This is a genomic window from Pseudomonas sp. 2822-17, from assembly GCF_002742485.1.
Taxonomy (GTDB): domain Bacteria; phylum Pseudomonadota; class Gammaproteobacteria; order Pseudomonadales; family Pseudomonadaceae; genus Aquipseudomonas; species Aquipseudomonas cyclaminis.
Map to the genome: position 1 here is coordinate 207,661 of NZ_LJRZ01000500.1, position 18,302 is coordinate 225,962.

Consider the following 18,302-nt stretch of genomic DNA (forward strand, 5'->3'; position numbering starts at 1 on the left):
GAGACGGGGCATTTTTTTGGACTCAGCAAAAATGAATGAGCCCTGCTGTGGGCAGAAATTACTTCTGCTTGACGCCTTCCAGCGAGATGTCCAGGTCAACAGTCTGCGACGACGGGCCTGGGCCTTTGATGCCGAAGTCATTCAGGTTCAGCGTGGTCTTGGCGTTGAAGCCAGCACGCTCGCCACCCCATGGATCCTTGCCTTCACCGTTGAAGGTAGCCTTGAAGGTCACAGGCTTGGTCACGCCGTGGAAGGTCAGGTCGCCGGTCACGTCAGCGGTTTTGTCGCCGGTGGATTTAACAGCGGTAGACACGAACTTGGCGTCAGCAAACTTGGCAACGTCCAGGAAGTCCTTGCTGGCGATGTGCTTGTCACGTTCAGCGTGGTTGGACCACAGGCTGGCGGTTTTCACGTCGACGGCGATTTTGCTGGCTTCAGGCTTGGCGGCATCCCAGCTGAACGAGCCATCCCAGTCCTTGAAGGTACCGTGGATGAAGCTGTAGCCCAGGTGGCTGATTTTCCAGTCGATGAAGGCGTGCTGGCCTTCCTTGTCGATTTTGTAGTCAGCGGCCATCACCTGACCGGCAGACAGCAGAGCAGTACCGAGTGCCAGAGCAGCGAGTGTCTTTTTCAACATGCTTTATATTCCTTGTGAGTCGAGGTTGAACATCAGGCTTTGCGCCCCAGCATTCGCGTGAGGGTCGCATCACGATCGATAAAGTGGTGTTTCAACGCAGCCACGCCATGTAGGCCAGCGAAGACCACGAGCACCCAGGCCAGGTACAGATGCACCAGGCCTGCGTTGTCTGCCTGGTCCGGTAGACCGGAAACCACGGCAGGAATTTCAAACAAGCCAAACACCGGGATACCGACACCGTCTGCGGTGGAAATCAGGTAACCGGCAATCATCACGGCAAACAGCCCGAGATAGAGGAACCCGTGGCCAAACGCAGCACCGAGGCGGGTCAGGCGGCTGTAGCTGGCCAACGGTGGCGGTGGCGGGCTGAGCAGGCGCCAGACGATACGCACCAGCATGATGGCGAACAGCGTGATACCGATGCTCTTGTGCAGGTCCGGCGCATCTTTGCGCCAGGCGCTGTAGTAGTCGAGCCCGACCATCCACAAGCCCAGGGCGAACAGACCGAATACAACCAGGGCCACGCCCCAGTGCAAAATCATACTGACCCAGCCGTAACGGGCTGGAGAGTTACGTAGCTGCATGTACTTAATCCCGTAAGAGCCGCGCCCAAGATTAGCGTTTTACCTATCGAATTAAAGCGGAAAATTTCGCTTTGAAATATCGAGAAATACGATCTGGAGCGTATGCACAATAAGTTAACCAAGGATTAAGGACTATTCCTAAGAAACGTGACAGTCCGTCCTGTGTTTACTCCGAATTCCCGACAATGGCTTGTGACCCAGGCCACCATTGCATAGGCTTGCGCGATTGTTTCGCCTGCGCCGCTCGCAGGACCGCTTCGAGGAGATCACCGATGGGCTTGAACAACCAGTGGATGCAACGCGACCTCGCCGTGCTGTGGCATCCCTGCACCCAGATGAAAGACCACCAGCAACTGCCGCTCATCCCGATCAAGCGCGGTGAAGGCGTCTGGCTGGAAGACTTCGAAGGCAAGCGCTACCTCGACGCCGTCAGTTCCTGGTGGGTCAACGTGTTCGGCCACGCCAACCCGCGCATCAACCAGCGCATCAAGGACCAGGTCGATCAGTTGGAACACGTGATCCTCGCCGGTTTCAGCCACCAGCCGGTGATTGAACTCTCCGAGCGCCTGGTGGCGATGACGCCCGAAGGCCTGACCCGCTGCTTCTACGCTGACAACGGTTCGTCGTGCATTGAAGTCGCCCTGAAGATGAGCTTCCACTACTGGCTCAACCGCGGCCTGCCGGACAAAAAACGCTTTGTTACCCTGACCAACAGCTATCACGGCGAAACCATCGCGGCGATGTCGGTGGGCGACGTGCCGTTGTTTACCGAGACCTACAAGGCGCTGCTGCTCGACACCCTCAAGGTGCCAAGCCCGGACTGCTACCTGCGGCCCGAAGGCATGAGCTGGGAAGAGCACTCGCGCAACATGTTCCTGGCCATGGAACAGACCCTGGCAGAAAACCACGCCACCGTCGCCGCCGTGATCGTCGAGCCGCTGATCCAGGGCGCCGGCGGCATGCGCATGTACCACCCGGTGTACCTCAAGCTGCTGCGCGAAGCCTGCGACCGCTATGGTGTGCACCTGATCCACGACGAAATCGCCGTAGGCTTCGGCCGTACCGGCACGATGTTCGCCTGTGAGCAGGCCGGCATCCGCCCGGACTTCCTGTGCCTGTCCAAGGCCCTGACGGGTGGCTACCTGCCGCTGGCGGCCGTGGTCACCACGGACGACGTCTACGACGCGTTCTACGATGACTACCCAACCCTGCGCGCCTTCCTGCATTCCCACAGCTACACCGGCAACCCGCTGGCGTGCGCGGCGGCCCTGGCAACCCTGGATATTTTCGAAGAAGACAACGTCATCGAAAACAACAAGGCCCTGGCCCAGCGCATGGCTAGCGCCACTGCCCACCTGGTCGATCACCCCCATGTGTCGGAAGTGCGCCAGACCGGCATGGTATTGGCCATCGAAATGGTCCAGGACAAGGCCACCAAGACCGCCTACCCGTGGCAGGAACGCCGTGGCTTGAAGGTGTTCGAACACGCCCTGGAACGTGGCGCGCTGCTGCGGCCATTGGGTAGCGTGGTGTATTTCCTGCCGCCGTATGTGATTACGCCGGAGCAGATCGACTTCCTCGCCAGCGTCGCCAGCGAAGGCATCGATATCGCGACCAACAGCAAGGTCAGCGTCGCCGTGCCAACAGACTTCCACCCAGGCTTTCGCGACCCGGGCTGATGGCTCCTACCTAAATTCTTCAGAGAACAGACATGAGACTGTCCCGCTTTTTCACCGACACCCCGCTGAGCCTCGGTGACCATGAACTGCCCGAAGCCCAGGCGCACTACATCAGCCGCGTGCTGCGCATGGTCGACGGCGACGCCGTGCAATTGTTCGACGGCTCCGGCCAGGAGTTTCGCGGCACCTTGCTGGAGGTCGGGAAAAAACGTGTCACCGTAAACCTCACCGAAAGCTTCAACGGCCAGACTGAATCGCCGCTGCACATCCACCTCGGCCAGGGCCTGTCCCGAGGCGAGCGCATGGATTGGGCGATCCAGAAAGCCACTGAATTGGGGGTCAACCAAATCACGCCGATTTTCAGCGACCGCTGCGAAGTGCGCCTCAAGGACGAACGCGCCGACAAGCGCCTGCTGCACTGGCGCCAAGTGGCGATCAGTGCGTGTGAGCAATGCGGACGCTCCACGGTGCCGCTGATTCACCCACCGCTGTTGATGGCGGACTGGCTGAAACAGGCCGAAGCCGACCTCAAGCTGGTGCTGCACCCGGTGGCCGAGCCGATGATCAGCCATGTCAAGCCGTCGAGCCTGGCCTTCCTGATCGGGCCGGAAGGCGGCTTGACCGACCATGAAGTCGACACTGCCCAAAGTGCCGGCTTCCATGCAGCGCGCCTGGGTCCGCGGGTGTTGCGCACCGAGACCGCGCCCGTCGTCGCATTGGCCGTCGCCCAACAACTCTGGGGCGACTTCTAACCGCCTTTGCCAACCCAGTCAAAAATGTGGGAGGGAGATTGCCCCCTCCCACATTTGGATTGGGTTACCCCGTCTTACTCGACAGGGTCGCTGACCGGTTTGGCAATGATCGCCTTCAACTCACTGGTCATCGGGAACTCCAGGTTCAGGCCCTTGGGCGGAATCGGTTGTTCAAACCAGCGCTGGTAGATCCCGTTGATCTCGCCGCTGCGGTACAACTCACCCAAGGTCTCGTTGACCACCGCGAGAAACTGCGGATCGTCCTTGCGCACCATGCAGCTGTAGATCTCCCGCGACTGCTCCTCGCCCACCACGACCCAATTGTGCGGGTCCCTGGCTTTGGCGCGCTCGCCATAGAGCAGCGCGTCGTCCATGTAGAACGCCACTGCGCGGCCCGTCTCCAGCATCTTGAACGCCTCGCCGTGATCCTTGGCGCTGATCACGAACATATTGGTTTTGTGCTCGGCGTTGTAGCTCTTGAGAAAACGTTCGTTGGTGGTGCCGGCGGTGGTCACCACGTTCTTGCCCGCAAGATCGCTGAAGCCTTTGATGCCACTGTCTTTGGCCGTCAGCAACTGGCCTTTCACGTAGATAAACCCATAGGAAAACGCCACCTGCTTCTGCCGCTCGGCGGTCACGCCAGTGGAGCCGCATTCCAGGTCGACGGTGCCGTTCTGCACCAGCGGAATTCGGGTCTGGGACGTCACCAGGTTGTACTTCACCTTGAGGTCCGCCAACCCGGTTTTCTGCTGGACGCGCTCGACAATCCTGCTCGCCAGGTCCACCGAATAGCCCATGGGCTTGCCGCTGTGATCCCCCACATAGGAAAACGGCACCGACGCATCGCGATAGCCCAGGGTGATGGACTTGGCGTTGGCGATCTTGCTCAACGTGCCGTTCAGCGCCGGTTCATTGGCCTGAACCTGAGCCCCGAACAACAGCCCCAATGTACAGCCGGTCAACAGGATTTTTTTCATTGTTATGCTCCGTTGGTTATTTACGTACAGCAATGACGCTGATTTCCACCAGCACGCTCGGCCGTGCCAGCTCCGCCTGCAGGGTGGTGCGCGTGGGCGCCATCCCCGGCGACAGCCACGCCGACCACTCCTCGTTCATCGGTGCAAAGCCGGTGCCGATGTCTTTCAGGTAAATGGTTGCATTGAGCAGGTGATCCTTGTCACTGCCCGCCTGGGCCAGCAGCTCGTCGATCTTGGCCAGCACTTCGCGGGTTTGTGTCGCTACATCCTGACCGTCACCCGGCACCTGGCCGGATAGGAACACCAAGTCCTTATAGGTCACGGCACCCGAAAGACGCTCGTTGCTGCTGATTCGGTTGATGGTCATGTGTGCATCCTCAAGCGGCGCGGGGCGCCAGGCCCTGCATATCAATGGACGGTGTGCGCTGGCCGATCAGTTCGGCCAACAGGTGGCCGCTGCCGCACGCCAGGGTGAAGCCCAGCGCGCCATGGCCCAAGTTCAGCCACAGGTTGCGATAGACGCTGGCGCCGATCAGCGGCACACCGGTAGGCGTGGCGGGGCGCATGCCGGCCCATTCCACCCCATGGTCGTAGTCACCCGCTGTAGGAAATGTCTCGACAGCCTGACGTTTCATCAGCGCCAGTCGTTTGGGCTCAAGGCCGGCATCGAAGCCGACGATATCCACCATCGCCGCGACCCGCAGTTGTTCGCCGATGCGTGCGTAGACGATCTTGCGGTCGTAGTCGGTGATGCTCACATTCGGCGCCTGATGCTGCGGGCCAATCGGCACACTCAGGCTGTAGCCCTTGAGCGGATACAACGGCAGCGACAACCCCGGCAACCCCAGCTCCGCGCTGCGATGCCCGGCCGCCAGCACCAGTTGCTCGACCGACATCACGTCATCGCCCAACTCGATGGCCGTGACTGCACCGTCGGCGTGACGAACCCCAGTCACCTTGCGCCCCAGCATAAAGGTACAGCGCCCCGAAGCTTCAAGCCGCTGCGCCAGCCGTTGGCAAAAGGCATGACAGTCCGCGACTTCCTCATTCGGCGTGTAGATACCGCCGACAAAACCCTGCGCCGCGTGGGCCAGTGCAGGTTCCAGGCGGACGCAATCCAGCGTGGAAAGAACCTGTTGCTGCAGGACATCGGTGACCTTATTGCGCGCTCGCTCAAACGTGTCGGCAGTGCGAAACGTCACCAGCTTGCCGTTGCGCCGCCAATCGAAGTCGCCCAGGCGGTCGTCGACACGCCATTGTTGCAGGGTGTTTTGGCTCAGGGAGGCCAGACGCAGCAGGTGGGCCGCGTTACGCGTGTTCACCGAGCCACGGCAGGCGCCAATGAACGCGGCCATCCAGCGCCACTGTTGCGGGTCCAGGCGCGGGCGCAGCTTCAACGGCGAATCACCGCGCAACAGCCAGCCAATCGCTTGCAGCGGCACACCGGCGTCGGCCAACGGCGCCACATAACGGTAGGACAACTGCCCGCCGTTGGCGTAACTGGTCTCGCTGCCCAGGCTGTCGCGGGCGTCGATCACTGTCACCTCATGGCCTGCGCGTACCAACGCGTAGGCGCTGGCCAAACCGATCACCCCACCGCCAATGATGCACACCATCGTTGTCACCCGCTTAAATCAGAGGCTTCAAGCGTAGGCGCAGGTGACAGGCCACCGACAATGAATAAAGATGGGCCACCTATAAACAAAGGTTATGGACTTGCCATGCGCTTGCGTCATATCGAGATCTTCCAGGCGATCCGCCAGACCGGCTCCGTCAGCGCCGCCGCGCAACTGCTGCACGTGTCGCAGCCCGCAGTGACCAAAGTGTTGCAGCACGCCGAATTGCAGCTGGGTTTCCCCTTGTTCCTGCGCGTGCGCGGCAAGTTGCAACCCACACCGGAAGCCCTGGCGCTGGAAAGCGAAGTCGAGAAAGTCACCGCGAGCCTGCAAGGGGTGCGGCGCCTGGCCAAGAGCTTGCGCCGTGCACCGGGACAAAGCGTGCGCATCGGTGCAATCCCCGCGCTGGCGCTGTCGCTGCTGCCACCGGCGATTCTGGAATGGAAGCGCGACTACCCGGAGATGGCCTGTGAACTGTCCAGCGACCATAGCCGCGAACTGGTGCAAAAGCTGTTGATGCGCGAGATTGACCTGGCGCTGACCCTCAATTTCTCAGGCCATCCGGGGTTGACCACCCAAGTGCTGGCCAACGGCGTGCTGGTGGCGTTGGCGTCCAAAGGCTATTGGCCGGATGCGGAACTGCATCAGCCGTTGCCATTGGCCGACCTGGCCGGCGCGCCGCTGATTGGGTTATCCAGCGCCGACCCGCTGGCCGCCAAACTCGACAGCTACCTGGAGAGTGTCGAACCGGCGCCACGGGTGACGATCTCGGTGCAAACCTATTCATTGGCGCGCGCGATGGTCGAGTCCGGCGCGGGGTTGACCGTGATCGACCCCTTCACCGCACTGGGCGCCTCGACGGCCACTACCTGCATCCGCCCTCTCACGCCGCCGCTGCCGATCACCCTGTACGCCCTGACACGCGCCAATGAGCCGCCACCGCATATGTTGGCCAAGCTGTTGGAGATCTTCGGCAGCCGCGCCTGTGAGTTGCTGGAACGCCTATAGCACGTAGCGCATGATCGCCACGAAATGCAGCAGGCTGCCGCCGATCACAAACAGGTGCCAGATCCCATGGGAGTGCCGCAGGCGGTCCTCCAGGGCAAAAAAGATAATGCCGACGGTGTACAACACCCCGCCCGACGCCAGCCAGGTAAACCCAGCGGTGCCCAATGCGGCGATCAGCGGCTTGACCGCCACCAGGACAATCCAGCCCATCACTGCGTAGATGACGATCGACAAAACGCGCGCCTCGGAGCGCGGCTTGATCTCCTGCAAAATGCCAATCACCGCCAGCCCCCACACGATGCCGAACAGCGTCCAGCCCCACGGGCCTCTTAGCGTCACCAGGCAAAACGGCGTGTAACTGCCGGCGATCAACAGGTAGATCGAAAAGTGATCGACCTTCTGCATGATCTCTTTTCGCCGCCCGCGCACGCTGTGGTACACGGTCGACGCGCTGTACAGCACCATCAGCGTAAAACCATAAATCGCCACGCTGACGATCTTCCAGGGGCTGCCATCGAGGCTCGCCACCACCAACATCCACACGGCGCCAATACACGCCGCGACTGCACCGAGCAAATGGCTCCAGGCGTTGAATCGTTCCCCGTGATACATGTGTTACCGACCTCCTGTAACCATTAACGGCTGGCGGCAAGCCTCCCGCCTTGGGCTTAAGAGTGCAAGCGCCGCATGACGTTCCAGCGACGCCGCGCAGTTTTGCGGGCACAATCGGGAACATTCGAACAAGAGCCTGCGGCCATGCTGATCGACGAAGAATTCACCCTCAAAAAGCTCGAAATCTTCCTGGCGTTCATGCGTACCGGCAACCTGGCCCGCGCCGCGGCCGAGTTGCAAACCAGCAACGTCAGCGTGCACCGCGCCATCCACTCCCTGGAAAACGCCCTGCGCTGCCCGCTGTTCAAACACGAAGGGCGCAACCTCACACCGCTGGAAAGTGCCTACGTGCTCGAAGAACGCGCACAGAAACTGGTGGCCGATGTGGTCGACAGCGTGCGCCTGACCCGCGAAGCCGCGGGTTTTTCCGCCGAGCGTTTCAAGCTGGGCTCGCTGTATTCGCTGACGGTCAAAACCGTGCCGCAGCTGATCATGGGCCTGAAGATCCGCCGCAGCGAGCTCAACATCGACCTGATCCTGGGCTCCAACTTCGACCTGCTCTACAAGCTCAAGAACATGGAAGTGGACGCGATCCTGATCTCCCTCGACGAACACGCCAACGACCCCGATTGCGAGCAGATTGCGCTGTTCTCCGACGACATCTTCCTCGCCACACCGGCCGATTCACCCTTCGACCGTGAACGCGAAATCGACCTGGCCGACGTGCGCGACGCTACTTTCATCACCCTCACCCAAGGCTTCGCCACTCACCAGGATGGCAACCGGGTGTTCAAGCAAGCGGGGTTCGAGCCGAAAGTGGCGATGCAGGTCAATGACATCTTCACGCTGTTGAGCATGGTCAGTTCGGGGGTGGGTTATGCGCTGCTGCCGGGGCGAATTGCGGCGGTGTATGAGAACCGCGTGAAGCTGATACCGCTGCAACCCAGGTATCGGTTGCAGCAGCAGATTGGCGTGGTGTTCTTGAAGGCCAAGGAACGTGACCCGAATTTACTGGCGCTGTTGGCGGAGTGTCGGATGTATGCCAATCGGCAGGCCTGAGACCGCTATCGGGGGCAAGCCCCCTCCCACACTTGAATGTATCCGCAATTAAAAATGTGGGAGGGGGCTTGCCCCCGATAGCGCCACACCAGACAGCACAAATCCCGAAATCAGCCCACCAACCCCCGCATCAGCAAAAACAGCAACGACGGCCCCAGCAGACACCCCAGCGCCGTATAGAACGCTGCGGTCAAACAGCCGTAAGGCACCAGCTTCGGATCAGTCGCCGCCAACCCGCCCGCCACGCCGCTGGACGTGCCCATCAACCCACCAAAAATCACCGCACTGCGCGGATTGTTCAAACCGATCAGCGGTGCCACGAACGGCGTCATCACCATCACCAGAATGGCCTTGATCAACCCCGCCGCAATCGACAACGCCATCACCTCGGAGCTGGCACCAATCGCCGCGCCAGTCACCGGGCCGACGATGTAGGTCACGGCGCCCGCGCCAATGGTGGTGAGGCTCACCGCATCGGTGTAACCGAACGCCATGGCCACGCCGACGCCGGCGACAAACGACGAGCCCACCCCGACAAACAGCGCAAGCACACCCACGTATCCAGCGCGCTTGAGCTCATCGACACTCACACCAAACGCCGTGGCGACAATCGCGAAATCGCGCAGCATCGCCCCACCCAACAGGCCGATGCCCGACAACAACGGAATATCCACCACACCCTTGGCGCCACCCGTGAAGGCACCACCGACGTACGACAGCACCAGCCCGAGCAGGATGGCGATGGCTGAGCCGTGCAGGCGGCCTTTGGTAAAGGTGTCGGAGATCCAGTAGGACACCCACATGGTCAGGCCGATCACCGCGAAACCGCTGATCAGGCCGTAGCCGGTGATCACTTTCATCAAGGATTCGTACATGGCGATCCCCCCGCCTCTTTGGTGGGAACGGCCGCGCTCGGCTCACGATTGCCGATGCGCACCAACACCGGCACCAGGGCAAAGCCCAGCACCACGGCCAGGGTCCCGGCCAGTATCGCCATGGGCCCGCCACTGATGGCGCCATACACGTTCTGCTGGGCGGCCATGGCCACCACGATAGGGATATAGATCGCCGCCCAGAAACTCACGCCCTGCTCCGACTTGCCGGTAAACAAGCCCCGCTTGCCGAGGTAACTGCCCAGCCCAATCAACAGCAACATGGCGATGCCCACCCCGCCGACGTTGGCAGGAATACCCATCCACTTACCCAGCAGTTCACCGACAAACAGGCCAGCCAACGTGCAGAGCGCCAGAAACGCCACACCGTAGATAATCATTGTTGTTGTCCTCAAAGTGCTCGATCGAAATTGTTGTTTTTGTGCTTCGAAAGCCTTGGGTGGTGCTTTATCGGTGGCGGCGCTCCTCCTCTTGCAGCAGGGCCTGCAACGTGTCCAGGCGCGCGCCTTCGCAGGCGATCACCGTACCTTGTTCGAATACGCGGCGTGACAGACCGGTGAGCACGGCGCCCGGCGGCAGTTCGATTTGCAGGCGCACGCCGCGCTCATAGGCGCTTTGCACGGTGCCGCGCCAGTCGACCACGCGGCACATGTTGAAGGCCAGGTCGTCGCGCAGTTGCTCGGGATTGTGGATCGGCCGCGCACGGGTGCTGCTCAAATAGGTGATACGCGGTGCCTTCAGTGCAACGAACGCTTGCGCCAGCGCCTGGGCCGGTTGCTCCAGCAATGCGCAATGGGACGGCACGCTGACCGCCAGGCGCTTGGCGACGCCATTGCCTTTGATGCGCTCGGCAACGCGCTTCATGGCGGCATCACTGCCGGCGATGACGGTCTGGTTGTCGGCATTGATATTGGCCAGGTACACCGGGGTTTGCGGGCTGTGGACCTCAGCCAGCAAGGTTTCGACGGTGGATAACTGCGGGCCTATCAAAGCAGTCATGCCATAGCCCTGTGGATAAGCCTGTTGCATCAGCTCACCACGCAGGCTGACCAACCTGACCGCATCGGCAAACGCCAGCGCGCCGGCGATTACCGCTGCCGGGTAGGCACCGATGGACAGACCAGCCACGTAATCCGGGGTGTGTTGCAGGAGGCGAGCGTGCGCCACGCCGGCGATCAACAGGCACAGTTGCACGGCGCGGGTACTGGCCAAGGCTTGCGCGCAGTCGAGCCGGCGCACGTCTTCGCCCAAGGCATCGCTGGCCTCGGCCAGGATGTCGGCCGGCAACGCCTGGAGCATGCCCGTGCGCTGGGCGCCCTGCCCCGGAAACACCAGCAGACTGCTCATGCCACGGCCTGCCAGGGGTCGAGTACAAGGTGCGCACCGCTGACGGTTTTGAGCAATACGCGGCGTGACGGCCCGGCCCATTCGCGCAAGGCGACGGCGCCGAACGGGGTTTGCAGCTGCAGGTCAACGCTGCACGCCGCCTTATCCAATTGTTCCAGAAGCGCCCGCGCATCGTTGCGATCCAGCGGCTCAGGTGCGCGCAGGATCAAATCCAGGTCACTCATCGCATGCAGCGCTTCAATACCGCTCGCCAACTCAAAACCCGCACTGCCACTGACGCCCCAGCTTGCCTGGCCCAGCACCGGTCGCACCTGCTGCAATGCCTGCAACGCGGGCAAATCCCGGGTCGAGATCACGGCGCGCAACGCCTCCGGCACCACGCGCCGACGCACCGCCGCCATCGGCATCACGGCGGCAAAACGCTGTTCGCGCAAACGCCCACGCACACCGATCGCCACCTCGCCCGGCTCGGCGAGGGCGCGACGCACCACCACCGGGTGACCGGCGCTGATCACGTCCACCGCCCAGGCCGGTGCGTCGGCGGGCAGATGCGCCGGGGTCATGCCCCAGAGCAGGTCGTGGGCGTTCACCATTGCTCGCGCAACAGTTGGCGCACGTGGCTGGAAGCGGCACGATTGGTGGCGCCGAGGCGTCCGCTCAAATCGGACGTGCCAATGTCCTTGATCGCACTCACCAGACAATCACTGACCCGCGCCACATCGTCCGCCGTAGGCTGTTCAATCTGGCTGACCGTCAAGGTTTCCCACAGCAAACCAAGGCTGGCGTAACTGTCGATGTCATAGGCCATGGGCGGCACGCTGGCGGCCAATGCTTCCAGCTCTTCGACGCTGCGCAGGGTCACCCGCGCCGCCGACGCCTTGCCCATGGCGTGCACCATCACACCAGGATCGCGCAGGGCGATCAGGCGATTGGCCTGGTAGCCGTGGGCGAGGAAAGCACCGGACATGGCCTTGCCCACCAGTAGCGCGATCACCGGATGCCCGGCCAATCGGGCGCGGGCGTAGCTGTCGGCGGCGGCGGCCAGGGCTTGATGGATGCCCAGGGCTTCTTCACGACGGCCATAGGCTTGGCTCGGCACATCGACGATAGCGATGATGGGACGCTTGTCGCCGCGAGCGATGGCTTCGTCCACGGCCTTGGCCAACCCCCAGCCTTCCAGCAGGCCGACTTCGCCATTGCGGGCACGGGGGAAGCGGTTTTGCTCATCCGTGACCACGGCGATAAAACGACCTAATGGGCCATCGGCGACTTTCAGCGAAGCCGGCAACCCGTCAACAGGTGCGGCGCCGGCGCTCAATGCGTTGAACCACTGCAAACCTCTCATGAGCGTTCTCCCTGATACAGATCGCGAACCGTCGCCGGGTCGATTTGCGCCGCCGCGTCCAGTTCGGCCAGGCGTGCGAGATACAGATCAGCCTGCTGGCTGCGCTGTTGAGCGGGCATGCCTTGATGCAGCAACGCGGTGACGGTCTGTTGGATCTGCGCCACATCGTCGGCCACATAACGGTCGGCGAGACCGCTGTTGAAGCGCTGCTCGCCGCCGGTAAGGCTCCAGATAAACGGGCGGTCACGGGAGTCGTACTCCTCCAGCCCGGCTTCCTGCTCGATCACTTGCGGGCCGTTGAGGCCCAGGCGCGCTTCGCGGGTCACCACCAGATAGCTGCACAATCCGGCGGCAATGGACATGCCACCAAAACAGCCAACGCTGCCCGCCACCACCCCGATCACCGGTTGGTATTGGCGCACGTCGACAATCGCCGCGTGGATATCAGCAATCGCAGCCAGGCCCAGGTTGGCTTCCTGCAATCGCACGCCGCCGGTTTCCAGCAGCAGCACGGCGCGGGTCGCAATGCCTTTGCGGTTGTCCTCGGCGGCCAGTTCCAGCGCGCTGGCGATTTTTGCGCCGCCGACCTCACCCAGGCTGCCACCCTGGAAATTGCCTTCGATGGCGGCGATCACCACCGGTAAGCCATCGATGCTGCCCTTGGCGATGATCACGCCGTCGTCAGCCTGGGGCACCACGCCCTGGCGGCTGAGCCAGGGCGACATGACCCGTTGGAACGGGTCGATCAATTCGCGGAACGTGCCGGCGTCCAGCAAGGCCTTGGCCCGCTGCCGAGCGCCCAGCTCAACGAAGCTGTGTCTGGAGAAATCAATCATGGCCGAGCTCCTCGAAACCCTGCTCCAGGCGCAAGCGCACCACGCCGGGGGTGGCACCGAAATCGTGGATATCAATCTTCAGGGCGGGCGGCGTCTGCTCCTGGAAGATGCGTTCGAACACATGCTGCCAGCGTTGCTGAGCGCCATTCACCGAGGTCTGTACCTGAATGGTCAGCGTGCCGGGCGTGCCCGGTTCCAGCAGGACTTCCAGGTCGCCGGAGCCGACGCAACCCACCAGCGCACGACCTTTCGGCGGCTGCCCGGCGGGGAACTCAAAGGATAAGGTTTCCATCACAACGCTCCGTCGAGGCGGTCGATAAACAGGCAGGCGGCCAACAGGTCGGCGGCGCCGCCGGGGGAGGCATTCAGGGCCAGCAATTGGTGGTCGAGCTCATGCAGCTGGCGGCGCCCGGCGAGGCTTGCGCTGCCGCCCGCATCGAGCACTGCCTGGGCGCCACGCTGCATCGCGTGCAAGCCTTCGGTGCCGGCGCGGTAGAGCACGCAGGTGTCGGCCAGCTCGGTCATGATCGCCAGCAAGGCGTCGAGGCGTGCGTTCTGTTCGCCGGCGTTCTGGCTGCGGCTTTTGTGCAGTTGCACCAGGCCGCGTTGCATCACCGAGGGGAAGCCAAGTTGTGCTTCTTCACGGGCTCCACGGGCGCCGTAGCGTTGCGCGACCTCAGCACCGTGGCTCCGCGATTGTGGGGCGTAGCGGTCGTTGAGCAGGGCCAATCGGGCGGCATTCAGCGTTACTGCGCGAGGTTCCAGGGCTGCCGCAGCAGTGAGCAAGCCGAGCGCCCAGATCGCGCCGCGATGGGTGTTTACACCGTTGGTGGTGATCAGCATCACTTGCTCACCTTCACGGCCGATCCGCCCGAGGGCTTCGCGCAGGGGCAAGCCGACCTCACCGATTTCAAGCGCAGCTTCGGCCATTTCCTTGAACATCGGCCACAACGACAGCGCCGAGGCGTGCATCAGCCCCAGGTGCAAATCGCTGTGGGCGCCATTGCCGCGACGGTCCACCAGGGCAGGTTTGGGCGACAGATCGGCTTCATCGATCAATGCATCAACGGCCATGTCCGCCAGGCGATCCGCGAGGCTGAGTTCGTGCAGTTTAAGAGCGCGCATTTACCAGCTCCTGAATTTGGCGGGCGGGTTGTACAGGCCACCGGACCAGTCCACCAGATCGGCCACGCTCTTGGCGGCCAACAGCTCGCGGGTGGCGTCGGTACGACGGATGCCCAGATCTTCGGGCAAGGCGATCAGGCCCTCGCGGCGCATGCGCGCGGTGTCCTTGGGGTTGTGGCGCAGGCCGATGGCGGTCACGCCGGCAACAGCGGCAATCATCGCCTGGCGCTCTTCCAGGGAGCGCGCCTTGTACAGGTAGGCGATGCCTTCTTCGGTAAGCAGGTGGGTGACGTCGTCGCCGTAGATCATGATCGGCGCCAGCGGCATGCCGCTTTTACGTGCCACTTCCACCGCGTCGAGGGTGTCGACGAAGGTCGGCTTGCCGCCCTCCTGGAAGGTCTCGACCATTTGCACCACGAGTTTTTTGCCGCGTTCGAGCAAGGCCTCAGGCGCATCGTCGTGACGCATATCCAACCACGCCGGGGTACCGTGGCGACGGCCACGTGGGTCGTGGCCCATGTTCGGCGCGCCGCCAAAGCCGGCGAGGCGGCCACGAGTCACGGTGCTGGAGTGGCCGTCGCCATCCACTTGCAGGGTGGCGCCGATAAACAGGTCTACCGCGTATTGGCCGGCGAGTTGGCAGAACATGCGGTTGGAGCGCATCGAGCCATCGCGGCCGGTGAAGAACACATCCGGGCGTGCGGCGATGTAGTTCTCCATGCCCAGTTCCGTGCCGAAGCAATGCACGCTTTGCACCCAACCGCTTTCGATCGCCGGGATCAGCGTCGGGTGCGGGTTGAGGGTCCAGTTGCGGCAGATCTTGCCCTTCAGGCCGAGGGATTCGCCGTAGGTGGGCAGGATCAGCTCGATGGCGGCGGTGTTGAAACCGATGCCATGGTTGAGCGACTGCACATTGTGTTTTTCGTAGATGCCACGGATCGCCATCATCGCCATCAGCACGTGGACTGGCTTGATGTGGCGCGGGTCGCGGGTGAACAGCGGCTCGATGTAGAACGGCTTGTCGGCCACCACCACAAAATCCACCCAGCTCGCCGGGATGTCGACGCGGGGCAAGTCGGTGACATCGTCCACCAACTGGTTGACCTGCACGATCACGATGCCATCGCTGAAGGCGGCGGGTTCGATCAGCGCTGGCGTGTCTTCGGTACTGGCGCCGGTGTAGATATTGCCGGCACGGTCGGCCATGAAACCGGCGGAGAGCACCACGTTGGGGATCAGGTCCACCACCAGCCGTGCGTAGAGTTCGATGTAAGTGTGGATCGCACCGATTTCCAGCAGGCCGTCTTCGAGCAACTGGCTGATGCGCAGGGATTGGGTGCCGGCAAAGGAGAAATCGAGCTTGCGGGCGATGCCTTTTTCAAACAGGTCCAAGTGCTCGGAACGGCCGACACTGGGCATGATCATGTGCAAATCGTGGAGCTTGGTGGGGTCGACCTTGGCCAGGGAGCGCGAGAGGAAATCGGCTTGTTTCTGGTTGTTGCCCTCCAATACAACGCGGTCGCCCGGCAGGATCAAAGCTTCAAGCGCTTCGACGATCTTGTCACTGGGCAGCACGGCCCCGTCTGCGTACTTCTTGACCAGCCCGAGCCGCCGCTGCTTCTCATCGCGCCGCCGCGTCCAGCGCGAGTCGGGGGTAGTTATTGTTGTCATGGTCGCTCCACGAGGGTTGCTGTCGTGGGCTTACCTTAGGAGTGATTCAGGGGGCCATCAATCAAGCCCGGCGGTGGATCGTTACGGCTGGAGTAATGGACCGTCAGCAAACGCTGACCCGAGCCAGCTGAAGGTCAAAATGTGGGAGTGGCTGTGTTTGAACGAACCACGCTATCTCCACTCATGGCCAGCCAACAAATCCTGCACCTTATTCAGCAGTGCTGTGGCGCTATCAATCAATTGACCCAGCAGGGCCTCATCCTCATCCATATACCCTTCATATTCCGCCAGATTTCGACGCTCATGACACAGGGCCAATAACCTTACCGCCACCTTGCTCACGTCGGTGGTGTGAACCAGACATTGAAACACCAGATAGCGTTTGTCAGAGCGATAGCCTCGCAGACGCAAAGCCGTGAGCGCGAGAGCATGGGCGGCGTTGTAAGCCAGGTCGAAACGACTGGCGAACGCTAACTGTGGATTACCAGCATCTTTCAGGCGGTGCAGGGCTGAACGCATCAGCCCATCACACTCCTTGCGATCCGGTGGCTCAGCCTTCAAGCCACCGCTACGTCGCAGATTCTCCAGGTTTGCCTTGCTGTCCATTCGAGGATTCCAGAGGGTTGCCCCCAATTAGATTGATCTTGTCCTGCTGCACGACCCGCTGCACAAAACTGTTCCCGGCATTCCATTTGCTGAGCCAGTCTTCGGGGGTGTAAAGCGTCGGATTGATGGGACGGCCCAGTTGCTCTTCCAACGGTATGAGCTGCTCCATGACTTCACTGTAGTTGAGGCTTTCGCCAATCAGCATCAGATCTATGTCACTGGATGAGTGCGCTTCGCCCTTCGCGATGGAACCGTAGATAAAAGCCCAGGTTATATTCTCGGCGAACGGTGCCAGTGCAGCGCGCAATGGCTCATCCAGGCTCAGCGTCTTGCGCACAATGGCTAACAGCTCCGAGTAGATCGGGCATTGGGGGTTGGCTTGGTAGTGGATCTGGTTGCCTTGGCGCGTCATGCTCAAAATGCCCGCCAACTGCAAGCGCTCCAGCTCCCGGGTGAGGCTGCCTTTGCCCACATGAGCCCATCGCGCAATTTCATTGGTGAAGAAGCTTTGGTCGGGCTTACCGAAAAGCAGGCTCAGTACTTTTTGCTGGGTGACGGTGAAGAGCGCGGTGCTGAGCGGTAAGTTTTGCATTGCGGCGGCCAATGAGTCCCAAAAAGGGAACGATAGGTCCCTTTTTGGGAACGATCAAGTTTTAAGCTGTAGAAGATGGAGAAATCTGTTCCAGCGCCCGATCCACCAACAGTTGCCCCAACTCGGCCATTTGCTGAATCCCGAGCATGATGGCGCGCTGGGAAGTGTCCAGGTCGAAGGCCAGGTTGCAGGTGAGTGCGTTGAGGGAGGACAGGGTTTCGCTGGCGTTGACCAGCAGGGTTTCGGTGTCTTGATGAGGCTTTACGGTGAAGAGGGGCGGATTAGGGGTAGGTTTGATCATGATTTACAGCTCCGATATGTGATGGAGACTGCCCGCTCCGCTTGCACGCGAATTAGGGTGGCAGCCGTGCGCAGGTGTGCAAGACCGGGCATATCGGACCCCGGCAGACCCCAAGGGATCTCCCACGCACAGCCGCCATAACGAATACAGCAGGCATAAAAAACGCCCGTTGGATGGCTATGGGCGCTGGTGCGCCGACATGTAACCGGACTTGCACGTCCGTGTCACCGTTTTTTGCGATGACGGGACGAAGACTAGGCGCGCGGGCTGAGCGCGACAAGTTCATGCACGGCCCAAAATCCTGCACGAAAAATCCGAAGGCCCCGCCTATCTTCATCGTTCCGATAGAGAGCGAGGAATGCTCCGACAGGTTTTTCAGGTTGTTGCTCGGAACCCGTCTCTCTAGCCTTTTCCATCCGAATCGTGCCACGGGCAGACATCATGAATCCGACTGTTAAACCCGATGCAAGGCCGTTGCAGAGTGTGATGCATCACATCACAATTTCGACGACCAGGTCGAACTGGTCGATTATCTTGACTACCACTGAGTAGAGGTATCGATATGGGCATGCACAACCCACCTCACCCCGGTGAAAGCTTGCTTGAAGATGTAATCCCTGCCCTGGGCATCACCATTACCGAATTGCCTGCGATGGCGGTGG

22 protein-coding genes and 1 pseudogene are annotated in these 18,302 nt (G+C 61.6%); 5 read left to right on the forward strand and 18 right to left on the reverse strand.

Features of this window, described 5'->3' with window-relative positions; translation table 11 throughout:
• Positions 1 to 58: 58 nt before the first annotated feature.
• Positions 59 to 637, reverse strand: a complete 579-nt coding sequence (locus AOA60_RS19370; protein WP_099585807.1) for a YceI family protein — start codon at positions 635 to 637, stop codon at positions 59 to 61.
• A 32-nt stretch (positions 638 to 669) separates the two neighbouring features.
• Positions 670 to 1,221, reverse strand: a complete 552-nt coding sequence (locus AOA60_RS19375; RefSeq protein WP_099585808.1) for a cytochrome b — start codon at positions 1,219 to 1,221, stop codon at positions 670 to 672.
• Positions 1,222 to 1,493: 272 nt separating this feature from the next.
• Between AOA60_RS19375 and AOA60_RS19380 the strand changes: the two genes are divergently transcribed.
• Both AOA60_RS19380 and AOA60_RS19385 read left to right on the forward strand, forming a co-directional pair.
• The gene (locus AOA60_RS19380; protein WP_099585809.1) at positions 1,494 to 2,900 is read left to right on the forward strand and encodes an adenosylmethionine--8-amino-7-oxononanoate transaminase; all 1,407 of its coding nucleotides are present in this window, start codon (positions 1,494 to 1,496) and stop codon (positions 2,898 to 2,900) included.
• A 32-nt stretch (positions 2,901 to 2,932) separates the two neighbouring features.
• Positions 2,933 to 3,652: a 16S rRNA (uracil(1498)-N(3))-methyltransferase gene (locus AOA60_RS19385; protein WP_099585810.1), complete on the forward strand. Its 720-nt coding sequence runs from the start codon at positions 2,933 to 2,935 to the stop codon at positions 3,650 to 3,652.
• Positions 3,653 to 3,726: 74 nt separating this feature from the next.
• Here the strand turns inward: AOA60_RS19385 and AOA60_RS19390 are convergent, their stop codons facing one another.
• Genes AOA60_RS19390 through AOA60_RS19400 form a run of 3 tightly spaced genes read right to left on the reverse strand, consistent with a single transcriptional unit; the run spans position 3,727 to position 6,254 of the window.
• Positions 3,727 to 4,629: a transporter substrate-binding domain-containing protein gene (locus AOA60_RS19390; protein ID WP_099585811.1), complete on the reverse strand. Its 903-nt coding sequence runs from the start codon at positions 4,627 to 4,629 to the stop codon at positions 3,727 to 3,729.
• Positions 4,630 to 4,645: 16 nt separating this feature from the next.
• Complete coding sequence (locus AOA60_RS19395) at positions 4,646 to 4,996, reverse strand: RidA family protein (protein ID WP_099585812.1); 351 nt, start codon at positions 4,994 to 4,996, stop codon at positions 4,646 to 4,648.
• 10 nt (positions 4,997 to 5,006) lie between these two features.
• On the reverse strand, positions 5,007 to 6,254 hold the full coding sequence (locus AOA60_RS19400) for a D-amino acid dehydrogenase (RefSeq protein WP_099585813.1): 1,248 nt from the start codon (positions 6,252 to 6,254) through the stop codon (positions 5,007 to 5,009).
• A 96-nt stretch (positions 6,255 to 6,350) separates the two neighbouring features.
• On the opposite strand from AOA60_RS19400, the gene AOA60_RS19405 reads away from it, so the two are divergent.
• Positions 6,351 to 7,253, forward strand: a complete 903-nt coding sequence (locus AOA60_RS19405; protein ID WP_099585814.1) for a LysR family transcriptional regulator — start codon at positions 6,351 to 6,353, stop codon at positions 7,251 to 7,253.
• Here the strand turns inward: AOA60_RS19405 and AOA60_RS19410 are convergent.
• Complete coding sequence (locus AOA60_RS19410) at positions 7,248 to 7,865, reverse strand: hemolysin III family protein (RefSeq protein ID WP_099585815.1); 618 nt, start codon at positions 7,863 to 7,865, stop codon at positions 7,248 to 7,250. The two genes, AOA60_RS19405 and AOA60_RS19410, sit on opposite strands and share 6 nt — an antisense overlap.
• A 144-nt stretch (positions 7,866 to 8,009) precedes the next feature.
• Here AOA60_RS19410 and AOA60_RS19415 point away from each other — a divergent pair, with 144 nt between their 5' ends.
• Entirely contained in the window at positions 8,010 to 8,924 is a 915-nt protein-coding gene (locus AOA60_RS19415; protein ID WP_099585816.1) for a LysR substrate-binding domain-containing protein, read from the forward strand.
• 110 nt (positions 8,925 to 9,034) lie between these two features.
• Here AOA60_RS19415 and madM read toward each other — a convergent pair whose 3' ends face one another.
• From madM to AOA60_RS19475, 12 genes are all read right to left on the reverse strand, one after another.
• Positions 9,035 to 9,799, reverse strand: a complete 765-nt coding sequence (gene madM, locus AOA60_RS19420) for a malonate transporter subunit MadM (RefSeq protein ID WP_099585817.1) — start codon at positions 9,797 to 9,799, stop codon at positions 9,035 to 9,037.
• Complete coding sequence (gene madL, locus AOA60_RS19425; RefSeq protein ID WP_099585818.1) at positions 9,784 to 10,197, reverse strand: malonate transporter subunit MadL; 414 nt, start codon at positions 10,195 to 10,197, stop codon at positions 9,784 to 9,786. The genes madM and madL overlap by 16 nt, the downstream gene beginning before the upstream one ends.
• A 67-nt stretch (positions 10,198 to 10,264) precedes the next feature.
• Positions 10,265 to 11,164: a malonate decarboxylase subunit epsilon gene (gene mdcH / locus AOA60_RS19430; RefSeq protein WP_099585819.1), complete on the reverse strand. Its 900-nt coding sequence runs from the start codon at positions 11,162 to 11,164 to the stop codon at positions 10,265 to 10,267.
• Entirely contained in the window at positions 11,161 to 11,757 is a 597-nt protein-coding gene (locus AOA60_RS19435; RefSeq protein WP_099585820.1) for a malonate decarboxylase holo-ACP synthase, read from the reverse strand. Before AOA60_RS19435 ends, mdcH begins: the two co-directional genes overlap by 4 nt.
• Positions 11,751 to 12,509, reverse strand: a complete 759-nt coding sequence (gene mdcE, locus AOA60_RS19440) for a biotin-independent malonate decarboxylase subunit gamma (protein WP_099585821.1) — start codon at positions 12,507 to 12,509, stop codon at positions 11,751 to 11,753. Before mdcE ends, AOA60_RS19435 begins: the two co-directional genes overlap by 7 nt.
• The gene (locus AOA60_RS19445) at positions 12,506 to 13,345 is read right to left on the reverse strand and encodes a biotin-independent malonate decarboxylase subunit beta (protein ID WP_099585822.1); all 840 of its coding nucleotides are present in this window, start codon (positions 13,343 to 13,345) and stop codon (positions 12,506 to 12,508) included. Before AOA60_RS19445 ends, mdcE begins: the two co-directional genes overlap by 4 nt.
• A complete protein-coding gene (locus tag AOA60_RS19450) occupies positions 13,338 to 13,637 on the reverse strand; it encodes a malonate decarboxylase subunit delta (protein WP_099585823.1) in 300 nt (99 codons plus the stop codon). Before AOA60_RS19450 ends, AOA60_RS19445 begins: the two co-directional genes overlap by 8 nt.
• The gene (locus AOA60_RS19455) at positions 13,637 to 14,470 is read right to left on the reverse strand and encodes a triphosphoribosyl-dephospho-CoA synthase (protein WP_099585824.1); all 834 of its coding nucleotides are present in this window, start codon (positions 14,468 to 14,470) and stop codon (positions 13,637 to 13,639) included. Before AOA60_RS19455 ends, AOA60_RS19450 begins: the two co-directional genes overlap by 1 nt.
• Positions 14,471 to 16,141 (reverse strand): malonate decarboxylase subunit alpha, encoded by a 1,671-nt coding sequence (gene mdcA / locus AOA60_RS19460; RefSeq protein ID WP_099585825.1) that lies wholly within the window; start codon positions 16,139 to 16,141, stop codon positions 14,471 to 14,473.
• 171 nt (positions 16,142 to 16,312) lie between these two features.
• A complete protein-coding gene (locus AOA60_RS19465) occupies positions 16,313 to 16,747 on the reverse strand; it encodes a hypothetical protein (protein ID WP_099585826.1) in 435 nt (144 codons plus the stop codon).
• On the reverse strand, positions 16,710 to 17,339 hold the full coding sequence (locus AOA60_RS19470) for a nucleotidyltransferase domain-containing protein (RefSeq protein ID WP_099585827.1): 630 nt from the start codon (positions 17,337 to 17,339) through the stop codon (positions 16,710 to 16,712). The genes AOA60_RS19465 and AOA60_RS19470 overlap by 38 nt, the downstream gene beginning before the upstream one ends.
• A 61-nt stretch (positions 17,340 to 17,400) precedes the next feature.
• Positions 17,401 to 17,640: a DUF6124 family protein gene (locus AOA60_RS19475; RefSeq protein WP_099585828.1), complete on the reverse strand. Its 240-nt coding sequence runs from the start codon at positions 17,638 to 17,640 to the stop codon at positions 17,401 to 17,403.
• A 562-nt stretch (positions 17,641 to 18,202) separates the two neighbouring features.
• On the opposite strand from AOA60_RS19475, the pseudogene AOA60_RS19480 reads away from it, so the two are divergent.
• Positions 18,203 to 18,286, forward strand: a pseudogene (locus AOA60_RS19480) (transcriptional regulator); the annotation flags it as partial.
• Positions 18,287 to 18,302 lie beyond the last annotated feature (16 nt).